This is a genomic window from Azospirillum sp. RU38E, from assembly GCF_900188385.1.
Classification (GTDB): Bacteria; Pseudomonadota; Alphaproteobacteria; order Azospirillales; family Azospirillaceae; genus Niveispirillum.
In genome coordinates this window covers 685,862-701,834 of the sequence record NZ_FZOI01000001.1, presented here as the reverse complement: position 1 = coordinate 701,834, position 15,973 = coordinate 685,862, and the positions used below count along the sequence as shown (strand labels likewise).

The 15,973-nt window shown below is 62.3% G+C and carries 15 protein-coding genes and 1 other RNA gene; 5 read left to right on the top strand and 11 right to left on the bottom strand.

What is annotated here, in order from left to right; translation table 11 throughout:
• Window positions 1-523 precede the first annotated feature (523 nt).
• From CHB97_RS02955 to CHB97_RS02945, 3 genes are all read right to left on the bottom strand, one after another.
• On the bottom strand, window positions 524-871 hold the full coding sequence (locus CHB97_RS02955; protein ID WP_089286422.1) for a zinc ribbon domain-containing protein YjdM: 348 nt from the start codon (window positions 869-871) through the stop codon (window positions 524-526).
• 203 nt (window positions 872-1,074) lie between these two features.
• Window positions 1,075-3,243: a TonB-dependent receptor gene (locus tag CHB97_RS02950; RefSeq protein WP_160105506.1), complete on the bottom strand. Its 2,169-nt coding sequence runs from the start codon at window positions 3,241-3,243 to the stop codon at window positions 1,075-1,077.
• A gap of 88 nt (window positions 3,244-3,331) precedes the next feature.
• A complete protein-coding gene (locus CHB97_RS02945) occupies window positions 3,332-4,348 on the bottom strand; it encodes an MBL fold metallo-hydrolase (RefSeq protein WP_244559356.1) in 1,017 nt (338 codons plus the stop codon).
• A gap of 172 nt (window positions 4,349-4,520) precedes the next feature.
• On the opposite strand from CHB97_RS02945, the gene CHB97_RS02940 reads away from it, so the two are divergent.
• On the top strand, window positions 4,521-6,356 hold the full coding sequence (locus CHB97_RS02940) for a tetratricopeptide repeat protein (protein ID WP_089286420.1): 1,836 nt from the start codon (window positions 4,521-4,523) through the stop codon (window positions 6,354-6,356).
• A gap of 210 nt (window positions 6,357-6,566) precedes the next feature.
• Here CHB97_RS02940 and CHB97_RS02935 read toward each other — a convergent pair whose 3' ends face one another.
• Window positions 6,567-6,701 carry a YdcH family protein gene (locus CHB97_RS02935; protein ID WP_347710428.1) on the bottom strand — a complete coding sequence of 45 codons (135 nt, stop codon included), beginning with the start codon at window positions 6,699-6,701 and terminating at the stop codon, window positions 6,567-6,569.
• Between the two features lie 291 nt (window positions 6,702-6,992).
• Here CHB97_RS02935 and CHB97_RS02930 point away from each other — a divergent pair, with 291 nt between their 5' ends.
• A complete protein-coding gene (locus CHB97_RS02930; protein ID WP_089286418.1) occupies window positions 6,993-7,643 on the top strand; it encodes a UbiX family flavin prenyltransferase in 651 nt (216 codons plus the stop codon).
• Window positions 7,644-7,649: 6 nt separating this feature from the next.
• On the opposite strand, the gene CHB97_RS02925 is transcribed toward CHB97_RS02930, so the two are convergent.
• From CHB97_RS02925 to CHB97_RS02900, 6 genes are all read right to left on the bottom strand, one after another.
• Window positions 7,650-7,865, bottom strand: a complete 216-nt coding sequence (locus tag CHB97_RS02925) for a hypothetical protein (protein WP_143270678.1) — start codon at window positions 7,863-7,865, stop codon at window positions 7,650-7,652.
• A gap of 95 nt (window positions 7,866-7,960) precedes the next feature.
• On the bottom strand, window positions 7,961-8,173 hold the full coding sequence (locus CHB97_RS02920; RefSeq protein ID WP_089367389.1) for a hypothetical protein: 213 nt from the start codon (window positions 8,171-8,173) through the stop codon (window positions 7,961-7,963).
• Complete coding sequence (locus CHB97_RS02915; RefSeq protein WP_089286415.1) at window positions 8,160-8,909, bottom strand: RNA methyltransferase; 750 nt, start codon at window positions 8,907-8,909, stop codon at window positions 8,160-8,162. Before CHB97_RS02915 ends, CHB97_RS02920 begins: the two co-directional genes overlap by 14 nt.
• 8 nt (window positions 8,910-8,917) lie before the next feature.
• Complete coding sequence (locus tag CHB97_RS02910) at window positions 8,918-9,859, bottom strand: DUF2971 domain-containing protein (RefSeq protein ID WP_143270677.1); 942 nt, start codon at window positions 9,857-9,859, stop codon at window positions 8,918-8,920.
• Window positions 9,860-9,927: 68 nt separating this feature from the next.
• The gene (guaB, locus tag CHB97_RS02905; protein WP_089286413.1) at window positions 9,928-11,397 is read right to left on the bottom strand and encodes an IMP dehydrogenase; all 1,470 of its coding nucleotides are present in this window, start codon (window positions 11,395-11,397) and stop codon (window positions 9,928-9,930) included.
• 204 nt (window positions 11,398-11,601) lie between these two features.
• Complete coding sequence (locus CHB97_RS02900) at window positions 11,602-12,906, bottom strand: CAP domain-containing protein (RefSeq protein WP_089286412.1); 1,305 nt, start codon at window positions 12,904-12,906, stop codon at window positions 11,602-11,604.
• Between the two features lie 271 nt (window positions 12,907-13,177).
• On the opposite strand from CHB97_RS02900, the gene CHB97_RS02895 reads away from it, so the two are divergent.
• The gene (locus CHB97_RS02895) at window positions 13,178-14,053 is read left to right on the top strand and encodes a DMT family transporter (protein ID WP_089286411.1); all 876 of its coding nucleotides are present in this window, start codon (window positions 13,178-13,180) and stop codon (window positions 14,051-14,053) included.
• A gap of 6 nt (window positions 14,054-14,059) precedes the next feature.
• On the opposite strand, the gene CHB97_RS02890 is transcribed toward CHB97_RS02895, so the two are convergent.
• The gene (locus tag CHB97_RS02890) at window positions 14,060-14,446 is read right to left on the bottom strand and encodes a VOC family protein (RefSeq protein ID WP_089286410.1); all 387 of its coding nucleotides are present in this window, start codon (window positions 14,444-14,446) and stop codon (window positions 14,060-14,062) included.
• 69 nt (window positions 14,447-14,515) lie between these two features.
• On the opposite strand from CHB97_RS02890, the gene CHB97_RS02885 reads away from it, so the two are divergent.
• Entirely contained in the window at window positions 14,516-15,322 is an 807-nt protein-coding gene (locus CHB97_RS02885) for an N-acetylmuramoyl-L-alanine amidase (RefSeq protein WP_089286409.1), read from the top strand.
• Window positions 15,323-15,332: 10 nt separating this feature from the next.
• Window positions 15,333-15,762, top strand: an RNA gene (gene rnpB, locus CHB97_RS02880) — RNase P RNA component class A.
• The last annotated feature ends 211 nt before the right edge of the window (window positions 15,763-15,973 follow it).

Sequence of the window (15,973 nt, the reverse complement as noted above, 5' to 3'; positions counted from 1 at the left end):
GGCGGCAACCAGCTATCATCCTGCGCGGGAGTGACAATCTAACGAAACATCGCTGACGTCTGTGTCAAACGTCACTTTGACAAAGAGTGCCATCAGGCGAAGTTACGCTGGATGAAAATATCCTGTTCGATCCGCCAATTGAAACCGCTGGCTCGGCCCCAGTCCACCGGATGGTCAATGGAGACGAAATAGTGATAGTCTTCATTAAAAGGCTGAGGTCAAAGAAGATCGGCAATCAAAATGCTCAATTTTTCGAAATTGGTCGCATTATTCTTGATCAGCTTCAGCTCTTCCTGAAGCTGGTAATCCTTGGGGTCCCGAAGGGGATTAGATAGCCCAGCCCGTCCGTTTCTTCACCCGGCACACCTTGATGGTGGTCAACACAAGCGGAAGCTTTTCAAAAGCTGCTTGACGCCAGCCTGTAGTTTCTGAAAGCAAACCCCTGAACATTGCCTGGGCAAAATGGGGCCGCTTCGCAAACCAACGGCTGACGCCGGGCAATCCCCCGCGTCAGCCCGTCGATTCAGGCTTTCTTCACAAATTCCGACTTCAGGTCCATAGCCCCGATACCATCGATCCTGCAGGCGATGTTATGGCCATTGGCCCCATCCGTCAGGCGGATGCCCTTGACCTTGGTCCCCCCCTTGATGACCAGGGACGAACCCTTGACTTTCAAATCCTTGATGACGGTGACAGTGTCGCCATCGGCCAGCACATTGCCGTTGGCGTCACGGATCACGCCATCCGCCACCTCTTCCGCGCTGGCAGTTTCCGGGTTCCATTCATGCCCGCATTCCGGGCACATCCACAGGCTGCCATCTTGATAAACATGTTCGGAAGAACAGGCGGGGCAGGTCAGTTGATCGGACAAGAAAGTACTCCCACACAGACAGGAACGACATTTAACATATTGAAAATAAAATAAAATCCTTTCCAAGTCAATAAAACACCAACCGCCTTGCCGCCAAGGTGGCGCCCCATTGAAATCAATGGGTTTTCCAGTGGTGCGGCAAAGGCGCCATTCTTGAGCCAGCTGCGTTCAGTCGAACGCAGCTGGCTCTCGAGAAATCCGCTCTAAATCCGCGCCCGCAGCGACAGGGTCCAGGTCCGCCCATCCGCCGGCGTCACCAACCAGGCGCGGGTGAAGCCCGCCGCCGTGGGGCGGGAGAAGCGGACGGCGACCAGCGGGTTGCGTTCATCCAGCAGGTTCTGCAGCTTGAAGGTCAGGCGATAGGCGCCCTTCTCCAGCCCGGTCCACAGGTTGATCTTGCTGTCGGCCGGCACCCAGGACAGGTTGGAATTCTCCGCATATTGCCGCGACTGCCACAGCCATTCGCCCCCGGCAAAGCCTGCCAGATCATCCAGCGGCAGGTCGGCCCGGTAATCGGCCCCCAGGGCCAATTGATGGCGGGACTGGCGCGGCAGGGCCAGCCCGCCAATCTGCCCACCCACCGCCGCAAAGGCCGGGATGTCGCGGTAATCCGGATCAGCATAATCCCGGAATTCGGCATCAATGAAACTATAGGCCCCGTGCAGGTCCAGCCCTTCCAGCGGCCGCGCCGTCAGCTCCAGTTCCAGCCCGCGTGACCGGCTGCGCCCGGCATTGTTGGTGTAGAAATTATTCAGCAACCCCGCCGTGGATGCCGCCACCACCTGCTGCCGGCGCCAATCGATATGGAACAAGGCGGCATTGGCGGTGAGGCGGCCATCGGCCAACACGGATTTCACGCCCGCCTCATAGGTCCAGTTGCTTTCCGGGCCGAAGCTGCGTTCGGCATCGAACAGATTGGCCATATCGTTGAAGCCGCCGGATTTCATCCCCTTGGCCGCACTGACATAGGCCAGCAGATTGTCGCTGGCCTGCCAGGAAAGCTGAACGCGCGGCGTCCACAGGGTCCATTGGTCGGACAGCCGGATAGGCTGGCCGGCGGCGTTGCGGGCGGTGCTGGCGAAATCCTTGGCATCGCGCTGCCAGCGCAGATCGCCGGTCACCGCCAACCCCTGGCCCAGCCGCAGCGTGGCCGACCCATAAAGGGCGGCACTGTCGGTGCGGGCGTCGGTGGCCACGCCGGACGGGCTGGTCTGGCCCTGGACATATTGGATATTGCGCCGCCAGGTGCTGTTATCAAAGCGGTAGAGGCTGCCGCCCAGCAGCCAGGTCAGCGCCTGCCCCTGATCCAGCGACAGCAGGCGGATTTCCTGCGACCCGTCCCAGCGCTTGGTCAGTTGCCCGGCGCGGGACAGCAGGGCGGCACTGTAATCATCATCGCGGTTGAACTCGTTACGCTCCTGCCCGATGGCGGTGATGCTGGTCACTTCCACCGCGTCGGCACTGTAGCGCGCCGTCAGGGCGGCGCGTTGGGCATCGCGCATGAAACCTGTGTGCTGGGCGTTGGCAGCGAACGCCCCCTGATATTCCGGGATTTCCCCGCAATATTGCGACAGGGCAACCGTGCCGGCCCGCGGCTGGCAATTGGTGGCCAGATAATAGCCCTTGGGCTGGTCGTCGCGGTCGCGCGCGGTCAGCAGGCGTAACGTCGCCTCCAGCCGGTCTGTCGGGGTGGCCCGCAGGGTCAGGGCGGCGGAGGTCGATTGTTCCGACCCGATCTCCGGCCCGTCCGCCACGCTGTTCTTATAAAAGCCGCCATATTCCTTGTGCGCCACATTCAGCCGGGCCGACAGCTTGCCCGGCACCAGGGCCCCGCTGACGGCCCCCGTCGCCTCCCGCCGGTCCTTGGCACCGGCGGTCAGTTCCAGGCTGCCCTCTGTCTCCTCCCCCGGCGGGTTGGTGACCAGATTGACCGCACCGCCGAAACTGTTGCGGCCGAACAGGGCGTTCTGCGGCCCCTTCAACACCTCCACCCGCGCCAGATCGGCCAGGAACATATTGATGGAGCTGCGGCCGGAGATATAGACGCCATCCAGGAAGAAGCCGACCGACGGCTCATCCCCCGTACCCGGCTGCGACAGGCCCCGCATGGCCGGCGCCGGGTTGAAGCGCCCGAACGGATCGCTGACCACCAGCCCCGGCGCATGGCTGGCGATGCTGGCAATGCTGCTGATCCCGGCGCGATCAAGGATGGCCGCATCCAGCACGATCAGGCTGGCCGGCACCTTTTGCGGATCTTCCGCACGCATCCGGGCGGTGACGATAATCTCCTCCACCGAAGCGGCATCGGCAAGGGCGGCCGGCGTGATGATGGCGGTGGCCAGCAGGGCAAGGGCGGGCAACAGGGGACGCATGGGGCGACCTGGGGATTGTTGTTCTTCGGTAATCCCCGCCCTATCGCGTTTGCCCGGTGGCGTCCATACGCCATCCGGGCATTGCTGATCACAGAACCAGGGTCTGCCCCACCGCCAGCACGCCGAAATCCTGTTCACCCAGCCCCTTGGCCTGCCGGGCGGCAGCCAGGGCGATAACGGGATCGTCGATCCCTTCATCGGTCAGCCCGGCGAAGGTGCCAAAATGCATCCCGATGCTGCGGCGGCTGCCCAGATCCAGATGGGCCTGCACCGCCTCTGCCGGGTTCACATGCTGGGTGCGCATGAACCAGCGCGGTTCATAGGCGCCAATGGGAAGCAGCGAGAGGTCGATGCCGGGAAAGCGCCGCCCGATCTCCTTGAAATGCGGGCAATAGCCGCTGTCGCCACAGAAATAGAGCGTGCGGCCAGCCGCCTGCAGCACAAAGCCACCCCACAGCGTCTCGTTCCGGTCAAACGGGCCACGGGCGGAAAAATGCTGCGCCGGGACATAGGTGACACTCACCCCCGCCAGAGGGTGGGACTGCCACCAGTCCAGTTCCGTCACCTGCTGCGGCCCGCTGGCCTGGATCAGCGCGCGATTACCCAGGCTGGTGACGACCGGGGCCTGGAAGCGCCGGTTTAATTCACGCAAACTGGCCCGGTCCAGATGATCATAATGATTATGGCTGACCAGGATGCCATCCAGCACCGGCAGATCATCGAAGGAGAGGCCCGGTGCGCGAACCCGTTTCGGCCCGGCAAAGGGCACCGGGCTGGCACGGTCGGCATAGACGGGATCGGTGATGAACCAGCGCCCGCCAATGCCGATCAGAAAACAGGCATGGCCGATGAAGGTGACGGACAGGGCCGTCTGCGCCACCGGCCCCGGCTTGGGCCAGGGCTGGTTTTCAATCCAGTCCGGCCAGGGGGTTGGTTGTCGCTCCCGCATCCAGCGCCAGAGATCGCCCAGGCTCTTCTCCCGCTCCGCCACACCGGGGTTGAAGAAGCGTTTGCCATCAAAATGATCGGATGGCGGATGGGCGGCAGCGCGGTTGGCCGCCATGCTGGCAACGGCAAGCCCGGCAAGGGCGGCGCGGCGGGTCATCTTTTCCATAAATCCCGTGGCTGAAAGTCCGTGATCCGCCAGCAAGATGGATCAAGCACCGGTCGCTGACAGTGGCGCCGCGCACAGGGGGCATCACCCGTCGCCACGCCGGCTTGACCCGGCGCGGCTGAACGTTACCATGACGATATTTCCACTTTGAATTGGCCCCCCCATGTTTCGCCGTCCCGCCCCTCCGCCCGCCGGTGCCATTCCCGCTTTGCTGCAGGCGGGGCTGACGGCGCAGCGCCAGGGGCAGGCGGCGCTGGCGGAACAGACCTATCGGCAGGTGCTAGCCCTGGACCCGCGCAATGCTGACGCACTGCAACTGCTGGGTCTGCTGGCCAAGCAGGCCGGACAGATGGCGGCGGCGCGCGACTTCATGGAAAAGTCGCTGAAGATCAACCGCCGCCAGCCCAATGTGTTGAGCAATCTGGGCAATCTGCATCTGGCGGAAGGACGGCCGGCCGATGCGCTTGCCTGCTACGATGCGGCCCTGGCGCTGGCACCGGGCAACCAAGATTATCTTTATCATCGCGCCAAGTCACTCCACGCCCTGGGAAAGCTGGCAGAGGCCGAAAAGGCCGTGCAGGCCAGCCTGTCGCGGGGCGGCCAGCATCTGCCCAGCCTGCAACTGCTGGCCTTGATCCTGTTCGGACAGGGTCGGCTGGCAGCGGCGGAGGCGGCGAACCGGCAGGTGCTGGCCCTGGCCCCGGATAATATCATCGCGCTGAACAACCTCGCCCTCACCCTGCGTGGCCAGCACCGTTACTCGGAGGCCGAACCCATCTGCCGCCGCGCTGTCGCCCTGGCCTCGGCCCAGAAAGAACCCTGGCTCAATCTCGCCAATGTGCTGAGCGATCTGGGCCATTATGAGGAAAGCATCGGCGCGCTGCGCGAGGTGCTGCGCCGCGATGCCTTTGACCGCGATGCCCATCGCAATCTTGCCCGCCGGCTGTGGACCCTGGGCCGCACGGCGGACCTGTTCCAGGCGGTCGACCAGATGCTGCGGCAATGGCCGGATCATCCGACCGCCCTGGATATTGCCGCCGGCATCCAGGCGGAATTCGGCCGGGGGGAAGAGGCACTGGCCAACAGCGCCAGGGCCGTGACGTTGGCCCCGGACGATCCGGCCCTGCAGCGGCGGCGGGCGGATTTGCTGCTGCGCGCCGGGCATCTGGCAGAGGCGACGCCGATCCTGCGCGCCTTGACCGCCCGCTTGCCGCAGGACAAGCCGCTCTGGAACGATCTGGCCGTGGCGCTGACCCGGCAGGGGGAGGTGGCGGCCGCGCGGGAGGCAGCAAGCCGCAGCCTGGCCCTGGACCCTTATGACCAACATGCCATCGCCCTGCTGGCCACATTGGACCGGCTGGCCGACCCGACGGCCCTGGCGGAGCGGGCGGCCATTGATCGCTGCGTCGGGGTTTTCGACCTGCCCACCCCCGCCGGCTGGGCCGATAGGGAGCAGTTTCTGGCCGATGCGCTGGCGGTGCTGAACCGGCTGCATGATACGGTGAATGAGCCGATCCACCTGACCCTGCGCCGGGGCACCCAGACCAGCGCCAACCTGTTCGCCTTCCGCCATGATCCGCCCCTGGTAGCGCTGCGGGAGATGATCTTGGCGCAGGTGCAGGCCTATGTGGCGGCCATGCCGGCGGACCCGGCCCATCCCTATTTCGGGCGGCGGCGGGGCGGTGTGCGCTTCGCCGGCTCCTGGTCGTCGCGCCTGCGCGATGGCGGCTTTCACACCCACCATATCCACCCGGAAGGCTGGATCAGCGGGGTATTCTATCTGCAAGTACCGCCAGCGGCCGACAAGGCCGGACAGGAAGGCTGGCTGACCTTCGGCGTACCCAATCTGGGGCCGGAGATCAGCTTGCCCGCCCTGCACGCGGTACAGCCAAGGCCGGGGCGGCTAGTGCTGTTCCCCAGTTTCATGTGGCACGGCACCGTGCCCTTCCAGGATGAAACGCCCCGGATCACCATCGCCTTTGATCTGGTGCCTGACTGATCCCAAGGGGCGTGACGCATGGCTCTTGGTGTGTGCGTTCGCCCTCAGTCGCCGGGCGCCGCCATCCGGCGGCTTGGCTACGCGGCACGTGCCGCGCGGCGGCAGTCGCCGCCGTGCCATTGGTCAAGAACTTGACCAATGGTGTAAAATAAAATGACGGCCGGAACATCCGGCCGCCATCACTGTTCAAGGCGGGCAAGGCCGCAGCGCTCAGGCGCGGCCCAGGCGTTCCATCTCCTCCTTCACCCGCAATTTCTCCAGTTTCAGCATTTTCAGCACGGTACTGTCCGGCAGGGGCCGGCGGCTTTCCATCCGCACCTCGCGATCCAGGCTTTCATGTTTCATGCGAAGCGATTCCACGCGCTCGGGAAACAACATCAAGTCCCTCCTAAAATTGCTGATGGATGGGTTGGACTGCCTGCTTTACCTGCTCTATGTGCTCCTGTCGGGGATGACCCGGCAAAGGGGGCGTCCCCTTCCGCTTTCTTGCTCCGGCACCCGTTGCCATGGTGCCGGACTTCATCCTGACACGAAACCGCAACTTGGCCATCGTAAATAAGGGTTAGGGTCGGTGACTTTTAAAGGGATGAAATGCCGCGCTGGACGAAGCACGGTGTCAGCGCTACATCACCTCCCATGGCCCATTCATCCCACGACGCGACCGGTTCGCCCGGTCTTATCAGCAGCCCGCAAACGCGCAGCAGACCCCGGCTTGTTGTCGGGATCAGCGGTGCTTCCGGGGTGATTTACGGCATTCGCCTGCTTGAAACTCTACGCCGCATCGGGGTTGAAACCCACCTCGTTATGAGCAGGTCTGCCGAGGTGACCCTTGCGCATGAAACAGGGCTGAAGGCGGCGGAGGTGCGGGCCCTGGCCGATGTCGCCTATTCGCCGGCCGATATCGGGGCGGCCATTTCATCAGGCAGTTTCCGCACCCTGGGCATGGTGGTGGCCCCCTGTTCGGTGCGCACCCTGGCGGAGATTTCCGGCGGGGTCACCAGCACCCTGCTGACGCGCGCCGCCGATGTGGTGCTGAAGGAACGGCGGCGGCTGGTGTTGATGCTGCGGGAAACGCCGCTGCATCTGGGCCATATCCGCAACATGGCCCAGGCGACGGAGATGGGGGCCATCGTCTATCCGCCCGTACCCGCCTTCTATGCCAAGCCACAGAGCCTGGAGGAGATGGTGGACCACACGCTGGGCCGCGTGCTGGACCTGTTCGACCTGGATAGCGGCCGGGTGCGTCGCTGGGGTGAGGATGCGGGGGAGGCAGAAGAGGCGGGCTGACCCCCCTCAAGCCTGCAGATATTCGTGCATATAAACCATCAGCCGGTCGGCGATGCGCCGCAGCATAGCGGCATCATCGGGTTTGGAGGCTTCCAGCCGCGCGGCTTCCGCCTGCAGCTCATCAGCCTTCAGCACGATATCGTGCCGCAGCCCTTCCAGATCCAACCTTTTCAGTCCGGCGCCCATCGCCCGCTCCACCCGCTGCTGAAAGCGACCCTTCAAGCCTATAAGCCAAGATGATGAACGACGTCTTAAGGTCAGCGATCAGTTCAGGAATGTCGATCCGCACAAAAGAATAGGGACCGATGGTACGGGGTTCAGCCCTGCCCGTCTGCCCCTTCCATCTCTTCCCGGATGCGGCGTTCCAGCGCATCCACCTTGGCTTTCAGGGCATCGATGCGGGCCAGCAGGTCCGGCAGGCCGGCGGCCCCCACGCTGGACAGCGCCGACAGGCTGGCCTGCAGGTCATCGGCCACGGCGGCCAGATCGGGGGCCGGCTGGTCCGCCGGCATGTCCTTATCCGCCGACATGATAGGTGAACAAAGCGATGCTGGCCGCCACGGTGGCATTCAGCGATTCCACCGCCCCGGTGGTGCCGATGGTCAGGCGCGTGGCCGGCAGGTCCGCCGGCACCCCCTGCCCTTCCTCCCCCAGCACCAGCCGCGCATTCTGCGGCCAGGGATATGTCGCCAAATCTTCTCCCCCGGCATCCAGCGCCAGCAGCGGGCCGGCAGCCTGGGCCAAATCCGCCCAGCGCCCCCCGCGGGCGAGTGTCAGGCTGAACACGCCATTGCTGGCGGCACGCAGGCATTTCGGATGGAACGGATGGGCCGATTCCTCCAGCAGGATCACCCTGGTCGCGCCAAAGGCAGCGGCGGAGCGCAGCAGCGCGCCCAGATTGGCCGGGTCGCCCAGGGCACAGACCAGTTCCAGCCCTTCCGGCGGCAGGCTCAGGTCCGCCGGCGGCATCTCCGGCACCTGCCCCACCAGGATCGGATAATCCGTGCCCGACACATCCAGTTCGCGGAACAGGGGACCGGCCAGCACCACCGGCTGCACATTCTCAGGCAGCGGCCAATCAGCGATCCATTCCGGATGGCGGATCAGGATGCGGCTGAACAGGTCCGGCCAGCGGGTCAGCGCCTCCGGCACCGTCTTCAGGCCAGCCAGCAGGAACTGGCCCTGCTTGCGGATGCCACGGCTTTCCAGCAGCCCGGCCCAGGCCTTGAACTGCGGGTTTTGCGGGCTGTCGATCTGATGGAACATTCTATACCTCAGTTAGCTCGATAGGTCGTTTTTGATAAAGTAATTTTTGGCTTAATTGTATTTTGGCGAATAAAATTCATAACCGATATTTCATTCAGATTTTGCCTTGGCGCCGGACCAATGCATAATTCTACATTACTACCTTCAACATAAAAAAATTTTTCAACGTAGGGGATCATGAGTCCTCGCGCTGATCTAAATTTTTTATTTATGTTCCAGAATGCGGGATCATAGATTTCTCGAATAATGTCATAGTACGGATATTTCCATATGTACCTAAACTCCTCTTCTTCATAAAATCCAGGATTCTTAAAACAGGAACCCAAAATTGCTAAATACTCACAAAAAGATACAAACAAAAAATCCCTTTCATTACAGCCTTGCTCCTTAACGATACTCAAAAATTCTCCTATAGAATTTTCAATGACAGATCGCGCAACAAAAATTTTTTCATCTTCATCATAAATTACCCGCATTAGATTACCACTAACTCCAGCATATTGATCCGAGAGTGAATGGAAAATTTTTCTGGATAAACCTATAGAAACGCCACCAGACGGCGGACAATATCCCCTCCACTGACTTAACAAGTCCGAGTGCCTTGAAAAACTACAAGAAAATATTGACTCCCCAAGTGAAGTCGATTCTAGAAATCGTATTATCCTATCAGAAAAATCCTTTTCTTTTTTTCCAATTGATTTTGAGTAAAAATTTTTTATTTCTTTAATCAAAATATTAACGCCATGAAAAAATTCCTCATTATCATTCATAAATAAAATACTTGATAGCCAAAAATTTATATTCTTCTCGTTTCCTGGCTTGAAAATATTCATAAATGCCTCAATACCAGTATAGTGATAATAAAATTCATCACCAATACACTCAGAAAAATTGAGCACATTCCCCTTTATTCTACTTTCAGCTTGAAGCAGAAGATCCAAACCTTTCAACTTACCCCTCCCCAAAAGGATAACGCCCCGCCTATAGACGGGGCGTTCTGCTGAAATCGGAAAACGCCTCACCCCTGACGGTAGTTCGGCGCTTCGTTGGTGATGGTGATGTCGTGGACATGGCTTTCGCGCAGGCCCGCGTTGGTGATGCGCACGAATTGCGGCTTGGTGCGCATCTCGGCGATGGTGGCGCAGCCGGTATAGCCCATGGAGGCGCGCAGGCCGCCGATCAACTGATGGATCACCGAGGAGATCGGACCCTTATAGGGCACGCGGCCTTCCACACCCTCCGGCACCAGCTTCAGCGTGTTGGACACTTCGGCCTGGAAGTAACGATCGGCGGAACCACGGGCCATGGCGCCAACGGAGCCCATGCCGCGATAGCCCTTGTAGGAACGGCCCTGGAACAGGATCACCTCACCGGGGCTCTCATCCGTGCCGGCGAACAGGCCGCCCATCATGGCGCAGGAGGCACCGGCGGCAATGGCCTTGGCCAGATCGCCGGAATATTTGATGCCGCCATCGGCAATGACCGGAACGCCATGCTTGTTGCAGGCTTCCACCACGTCCAGGATCGCCGTCAGCTGCGGCACGCCCACACCGGCCACGATGCGGGTGGTGCAGATGGAGCCGGGGCCGATACCGACCTTGATGGCATCGGCACCGGCATCGATCAGGGCCAGGGCGGCGTCGGCCGTGGCGACGTTACCGGCGATGATCTGGGTATAGTTGCGCAGGGCACGCGCGGCGCGCACCTGATCGGCTACCTTCTTGGAATGGCCATGCGCGGTGTCGATCACCAGCACGTCAACACCGGCATCGAACAGAGCCTCTGCGCGGGCCAGCCCGTCCGGGCCGGTGCCGGTGGCGGCGGCAGCACGCAGGCGGCCATCAGCATCCTTGGCAGCGTTGGGGTGCAGCTGGGCCTTTTCGATATCCTTGACGGTGATCAGGCCGATGCAACGGAAGGCATCATCCACCACCAGCAGCTTTTCGATGCGGTGGCTGTGCAGCAGGCGCTTGGCCTCATCCTTGCCAACACCGGGCTTGACGGTGATCAACCCCTCATGGGTCATCAGCTCGGAAACCGGCTGGTTGGGATTGTTGGCGAAACGCACATCGCGGTTGGTCAGGATGCCGACCAGCTTGCCGCTTTCCGCCGTCACCGGAATGCCGGAGATGCGGTGGCGGGCCATCAGCGCCAGTGCGTCGGCCAGGGTGGCATCCGGGCGGATGGTGATGGGGTTCACCACCATGCCGCTTTCAAACCGCTTCACGGCGCGCACTTCGTCGGCCTGACGTTCGATATCCATGTTACGGTGGATCACGCCGATACCGCCGGCCTGGGCCATGGCGATGGCCAGGGCCGATTCCGTCACCGTATCCATCGCCGCCGACAGCAGCGGAATGCCCAGTTCGATCTTGCCCGTCAGCTTGGTGCGGGTATCGACCTCCGCCGGCATCACCGAGCTTTCAGCCGGGACCAGCAGGACGTCATCAAACGTAAGGGCTTCGCGGAAACGGTCGGCGTAGGACATGAACCTGATCTCCCAAGGGCGGCCGGGCTGGGAACCGCCAGATACGGCTTATGGGACGCCGTTCCGGCACTGAACGCGCGCAGCGCCCAAGGCCAGGTCGACATCCCAATTCAAAAGGTTCGCCGCACTATACACAGGGATAAGCGATTGGAAAGCCACCAGGGTTAGCGGGCCAGGGTTGCTTTTCCAGCAAGGAGGGGGCGTCTACCCCACCAGCCACAGCAGCCCGTCACGTTCCTCCACCGTGCCGACCGCGCCGACGGCCAGCCCGGCAAAGGTGACGCTGATATCGATGCTGCCATTGCCGTCCAGATCGGCATGGAGGGTCGCCCCCTTGTTGCCCTCTGCCCCGTCATTGGCGGCCCAGCTCAGTTTGGAGACACCCTTCTGCCAGCCCCACAGGCTGAGCTGCTCGCCCTTGCTGAAATCGGTGATGGTGGACCAGCTGGTCTGGCCGCCCTGTCCATCGGCGAAGAAGATATCGCTGCCGGCCCCGCCGGTCAGGAAGTTGGAACCGGTGCCGCCATCAATGACATCATTGCCAGCCCCGCCATTGGCGGCATCATTGCCACCGCCGAGATTAAGGAAATCCGCCCCATCGCTGGCCGACACCACTTCACCGGCGGCACTGCCCAGGAACTGCCAGTCCAGCCCGGCGACGGGGCCGGCATATTTCTCCGGCGTCACCGCCAGCCATTTGTTCAGGCTGGCATTCCAGCTTTGGAACTGGCTGGTGACAAAGCTGGCGGCCTTCACATCCAGCCCGACATTCTGCCCGGCCATGGTGACAGCGGCGGCCACGCTGCCCGTCTGGCCACCACCGCTGAAGCTGACCGCATGGGTGCCGTTACTCATGGTGACGGCATAGCCGCCCGCCGCCGTGGTGCGCCCCACCACCTGCCCGTCAACCTGGATATCCACCCCGCCGATCCCTTCGCCGGGATCGTAATAGCCATCACCATCCCGATCCTGAAACACGATACCGGTGAGAAAACGGGCGCTGCCGGATGTGCCGAAATTTTGGGTGATCATGGAAGCGTTATAGCCGGTGAACTCCCCCACCCTTTGCCCGATCCCCAGCTCCACGAAATTATCCGCCAGGATATTGGTGCGGTGCCCGGCGCTGAGGAACAGGCCGCGATGCTGGGCTTCGATATAGGATTGCAGGTCACGGGCCGATAGCGGCCCGGTGGTGCCTTGCCAGGCAATATTCTCCCCCCAGGCACGGGCGCTATAGCCGGTGGCGGCGATACGCTGGCCGGGATTGCTGTTATTCACGCCGGTATGGCTGAAAATATCGCTGTCCAGCATCCAGGCGCTATGCGCATCGGCGGCCTGTTCCAGCAGGCTGTTGGGGGCCAGCACCGGCTTGGGCGTGGCGCTGATGGTGCCGGCGGGCAGACCCTGGTTCAGATCAATACCAAAGGCGGCCGCCGTGCCCACCGGGTCCAGCCGCGCCCGGTTGACCAGCGACAGCATATAAAGCTCATAGGCATCCAGTTCGGCCATGACACAATTCCCATCGGGTCGAAGACGTCACCGGATCATATCCTGGCCCACGGCCTCCCCGCCTGTGGCAAATGCTGGATGAGCCGTCGGCATGGCGACCACCGGGGCGATCCTTGCAGACCGTTTGCCGCCCCCACCATTTGCCGGCCGCCCGGCCCGACCTGCGCAAAGCGCACGCCACAGGGGCGGGCGGATCGGTTATGGATGAAAAACAAACAGCAGCTTGCGTCCAGCCCTTTCCGGCTGGCGGCCCGCCGACCGGAACCGTTTGATGAAACCCATCCATATGTTGATGGCCCTGGCCGTCATGGCCATCTGGGGCACCAATTTCGCCGTGTCGCGGCAGGCGGTGCAGGAGATACAGCCGCTGCTGCTGATGGCGGTGCGCTTCTCCCTGGTGGCGCTGGTGCTGGTACCCTTTGTCAAGCCGCCGCCACGGGCGCAGATGCGGGCATTGCTGTTCTATTCGATCAGCCTGGGGGGCGTGCATTTTCCCTTGATGCTGAGCGGGCTGACTGGCGTTACCGCCTCCATCGCCAGCCTGATCATTCAGTTGCAGGTGCCGTTCGCCAGCCTGCTGGCGGCGATTTTCTTCAAGGACAAGCTGGGCTGGCGCCGGGCGCTGGGCATGGCGACCTCCTTCGGCGGGGTGGCGGTGATCGCCGGGCAGAGCCAGGGCCAGGGCGACCTGCTGCATATGCTGCTGATCGCCGGGGCGGCCCTGGCCTTCGCCTTCTCCTCCATCCAGCTGAAATGGATGGGGGCGATCGAGCCCTTGCAGCTCAATGCCTATATGGCCCTGTTCGCCGCCCCGCAGCTGGCCTTGCTCAGCCTGATCGCCGAACGGGACCAGCTGGAGCAGATCATGCAGGCCAGCGGGCAGACCTGGGCCTGCCTTGCCTATATGGCGCTGATGTCCACCATCGTCGCCTATATGTTCTGGCAGCCGCTGGTGAAACAATATGAGGTCAACCAGACCATGCCGTTCCTGATGCTGGTGCCGGTCTTCGGCGTCGGGTCGGGCGTGATCTGGCTGGGCGAGCCGCTGCATTGGAGCCTGATCGCCGGCGGGCTGCTGGTGGTGGCCGGCATCGGCATCATCATCATCCGCCGGCCACGCTTCATGTTTGGTCGAACCACGGTTTGACGCCGCTTACGATTCCGGGCGATGACACACCGCTTCGATATTATGGCCGTCCGGATCCAACACAAAGGCCCCATAATAATGGGGATGGTAATGCGCACGAATGCGCGGCGGGCCATTGTCACGCCCGCCCGCCGCCAGCGCCACACGGTAGAATTCGTCCACCTGCGCCCTGTTGGCCGCGCTGAAGGCAACATGCAGGCAGCCCCGCATCGGCTGGCCGCTGCTGATCCAAAAGGACGGATGGTCGGTGCCATAGCCGGCATGGGCGTCGGCCCCCGTCATTTCCGCCGTGACCAGGGCCAGCCGGCTGGCCCCGACGCTGGGCAACACCTGATCATAAAAGGCCATGGATTTTTCGAAATCAGCCACCGGAAAGCCAATATGGTCGAGCATGTTTCTTTCTCCCTGGTTTCAATGAGATAGTGTCACCGTCCTTCTTCCGGGAAAAGACCGCACAGCCCCATGTCCCTGCCCCTGATCGATCATCCCAGCCCCAACCATGGCCCGCGCGTCGGCGGGCCGCCGGATATGCTGGTGCTGCATTATACCGGGATGCCGGATGGGCAGTCGGCCCTGGCGCGGCTCTGCGATCCCGCCTCCCAGGTCAGCGCGCATTATCTGGTGGGAGAGGATGGGACGATCTGGAAGCTGGTGGATGAGGAACGCCGGGCCTGGCACGCCGGCAAATCATTCTGGCGCGGGGAGCGCGACATCAACAGCCGCTCCATCGGGATTGAGCTGGTCAATCCCGGCCATGAATGGGGCTATCGCCCCTTTCCGCGCGCCCAGATGGAAGCGCTGATCGCGCTCTGCCGGGATATCATGGGACGGCACCCCATTTCGCCGCTGCGCGTGCTGGGCCATTCTGACGTCGCCCCCGACCGTAAGCAGGATCCGGGGGAGAAGTTCGGCTGGCTGGCCCTGGCCATGGCTGGCATCGGCGCCTGGCCGGACCCGCTGCCGGCCGATCAGCGCCCGGCAGAACCGGGGGAGGTGGCGCGGCTTTTGACCCATCTGGGCTATGAAACCCCATTCAGCCGGTCCGCAGATGGGATTTCATGGGAAAAAGCCCCACCATCGGAGTCTGGTGGGATTTCATGGGAAATGACGGGCGAAAATGGCCTTGAAAGCGTGCTGACCGCCTTTCAGCGCCATTGGGCGCCGGAAAGCCTGGGCCGGGGCGCGGATCGGCAAAGCGTGGCTGCCTTGCGCGCCCTGGCGCGGCTTTCCGCCGAAGCCGATCTTGCATTCCCCGGCCCGGACGCCTAAAAGCCCCAGGCCAGACGGCTGGATGGTCGCTCCCGTGCAATGGGGAAACCCGCACGGGGGAGGAAAGTCCGGGCTCCACGGAAGTACGGTGCCGGATAACGTCCGGCGGGGGTGACCCCAGGGAAAGTGCCACAGAGAGCAGACCGCCGGCGCGTTGGAATCCTTGTGATTCCAAGGTTCCGGTAAGGGTGAAAGGGTGCGGTAAGAGCGCACCGCGCCCCTGGCGACAGGGGCGGCATGGTAAACCCCACCGGGAGCAAAACCGAATAGGGACGGCAGGGGCGGGCAACCGCCCAGGCGCACTTCCGCGTCGCTGTCCGGGTGGGTTGCGCGAGGCGTCCGGCAACGGGCGTCCCAGAGGAATGACCATCCCCCGAATACCATCCACAGGTGGGATATGGTTCGGTGGACAGAACCCGGCTTACAGGCCGTCTGGCACTTTAATTATGTTAACGGGACGTGAATATTGCGCAGGCAGAGCACCTGCTGCACATGCTCGATTCCGACCGAAATGCACAACTTTTGTTCGGCACTGCAGCATGATTCGTTCGGACACCAAAAACCACCACATCTATTGGTTCGTCGCCTATATGGGCACCATATGTAGTAGAACTCACCTCAACGCGCAGGTTAAATTTCGAATTTAAATCT

What these genes read in the sequence shown, in the direction of transcription:
- CHB97_RS02950 (WP_160105506.1), bottom strand. Translation starts at nt 3,243, where the DNA reads ATGCGTCCCCTGTTGCCCGCCCTTGCCCTGCTGGCCACCGCCATCATC.
- CHB97_RS02945 (WP_244559356.1), bottom strand. Translation starts at nt 4,348, where the DNA reads ATGACCCGCCGCGCCGCCCTTGCCGGGCTTGCCGTTGCCAGCATGGCG.
- CHB97_RS02940 (WP_089286420.1), top strand. Translation starts at nt 4,521, where the DNA reads ATGTTTCGCCGTCCCGCCCCTCCGCCCGCCGGTGCCATTCCCGCTTTG.
- CHB97_RS02935 (WP_347710428.1), bottom strand. Translation starts at nt 6,701, where the DNA reads ATGAAACATGAAAGCCTGGATCGCGAGGTGCGGATGGAAAGCCGCCGG.
- CHB97_RS02930 (WP_089286418.1), top strand. Translation starts at nt 6,993, where the DNA reads ATGGCCCATTCATCCCACGACGCGACCGGTTCGCCCGGTCTTATCAGC.
- CHB97_RS02920 (WP_089367389.1), bottom strand. Translation starts at nt 8,173, where the DNA reads ATGTCGGCGGATAAGGACATGCCGGCGGACCAGCCGGCCCCCGATCTG.
- CHB97_RS02915 (WP_089286415.1), bottom strand. Translation starts at nt 8,909, where the DNA reads ATGTTCCATCAGATCGACAGCCCGCAAAACCCGCAGTTCAAGGCCTGG.
- guaB (WP_089286413.1), bottom strand. Translation starts at nt 11,397, where the DNA reads ATGTCCTACGCCGACCGTTTCCGCGAAGCCCTTACGTTTGATGACGTC.
- CHB97_RS02900 (WP_089286412.1), bottom strand. Translation starts at nt 12,906, where the DNA reads ATGGCCGAACTGGATGCCTATGAGCTTTATATGCTGTCGCTGGTCAAC.
- CHB97_RS02895 (WP_089286411.1), top strand. Translation starts at nt 13,178, where the DNA reads ATGAAACCCATCCATATGTTGATGGCCCTGGCCGTCATGGCCATCTGG.
- CHB97_RS02890 (WP_089286410.1), bottom strand. Translation starts at nt 14,446, where the DNA reads ATGCTCGACCATATTGGCTTTCCGGTGGCTGATTTCGAAAAATCCATG.
- CHB97_RS02885 (WP_089286409.1), top strand. Translation starts at nt 14,516, where the DNA reads ATGTCCCTGCCCCTGATCGATCATCCCAGCCCCAACCATGGCCCGCGC.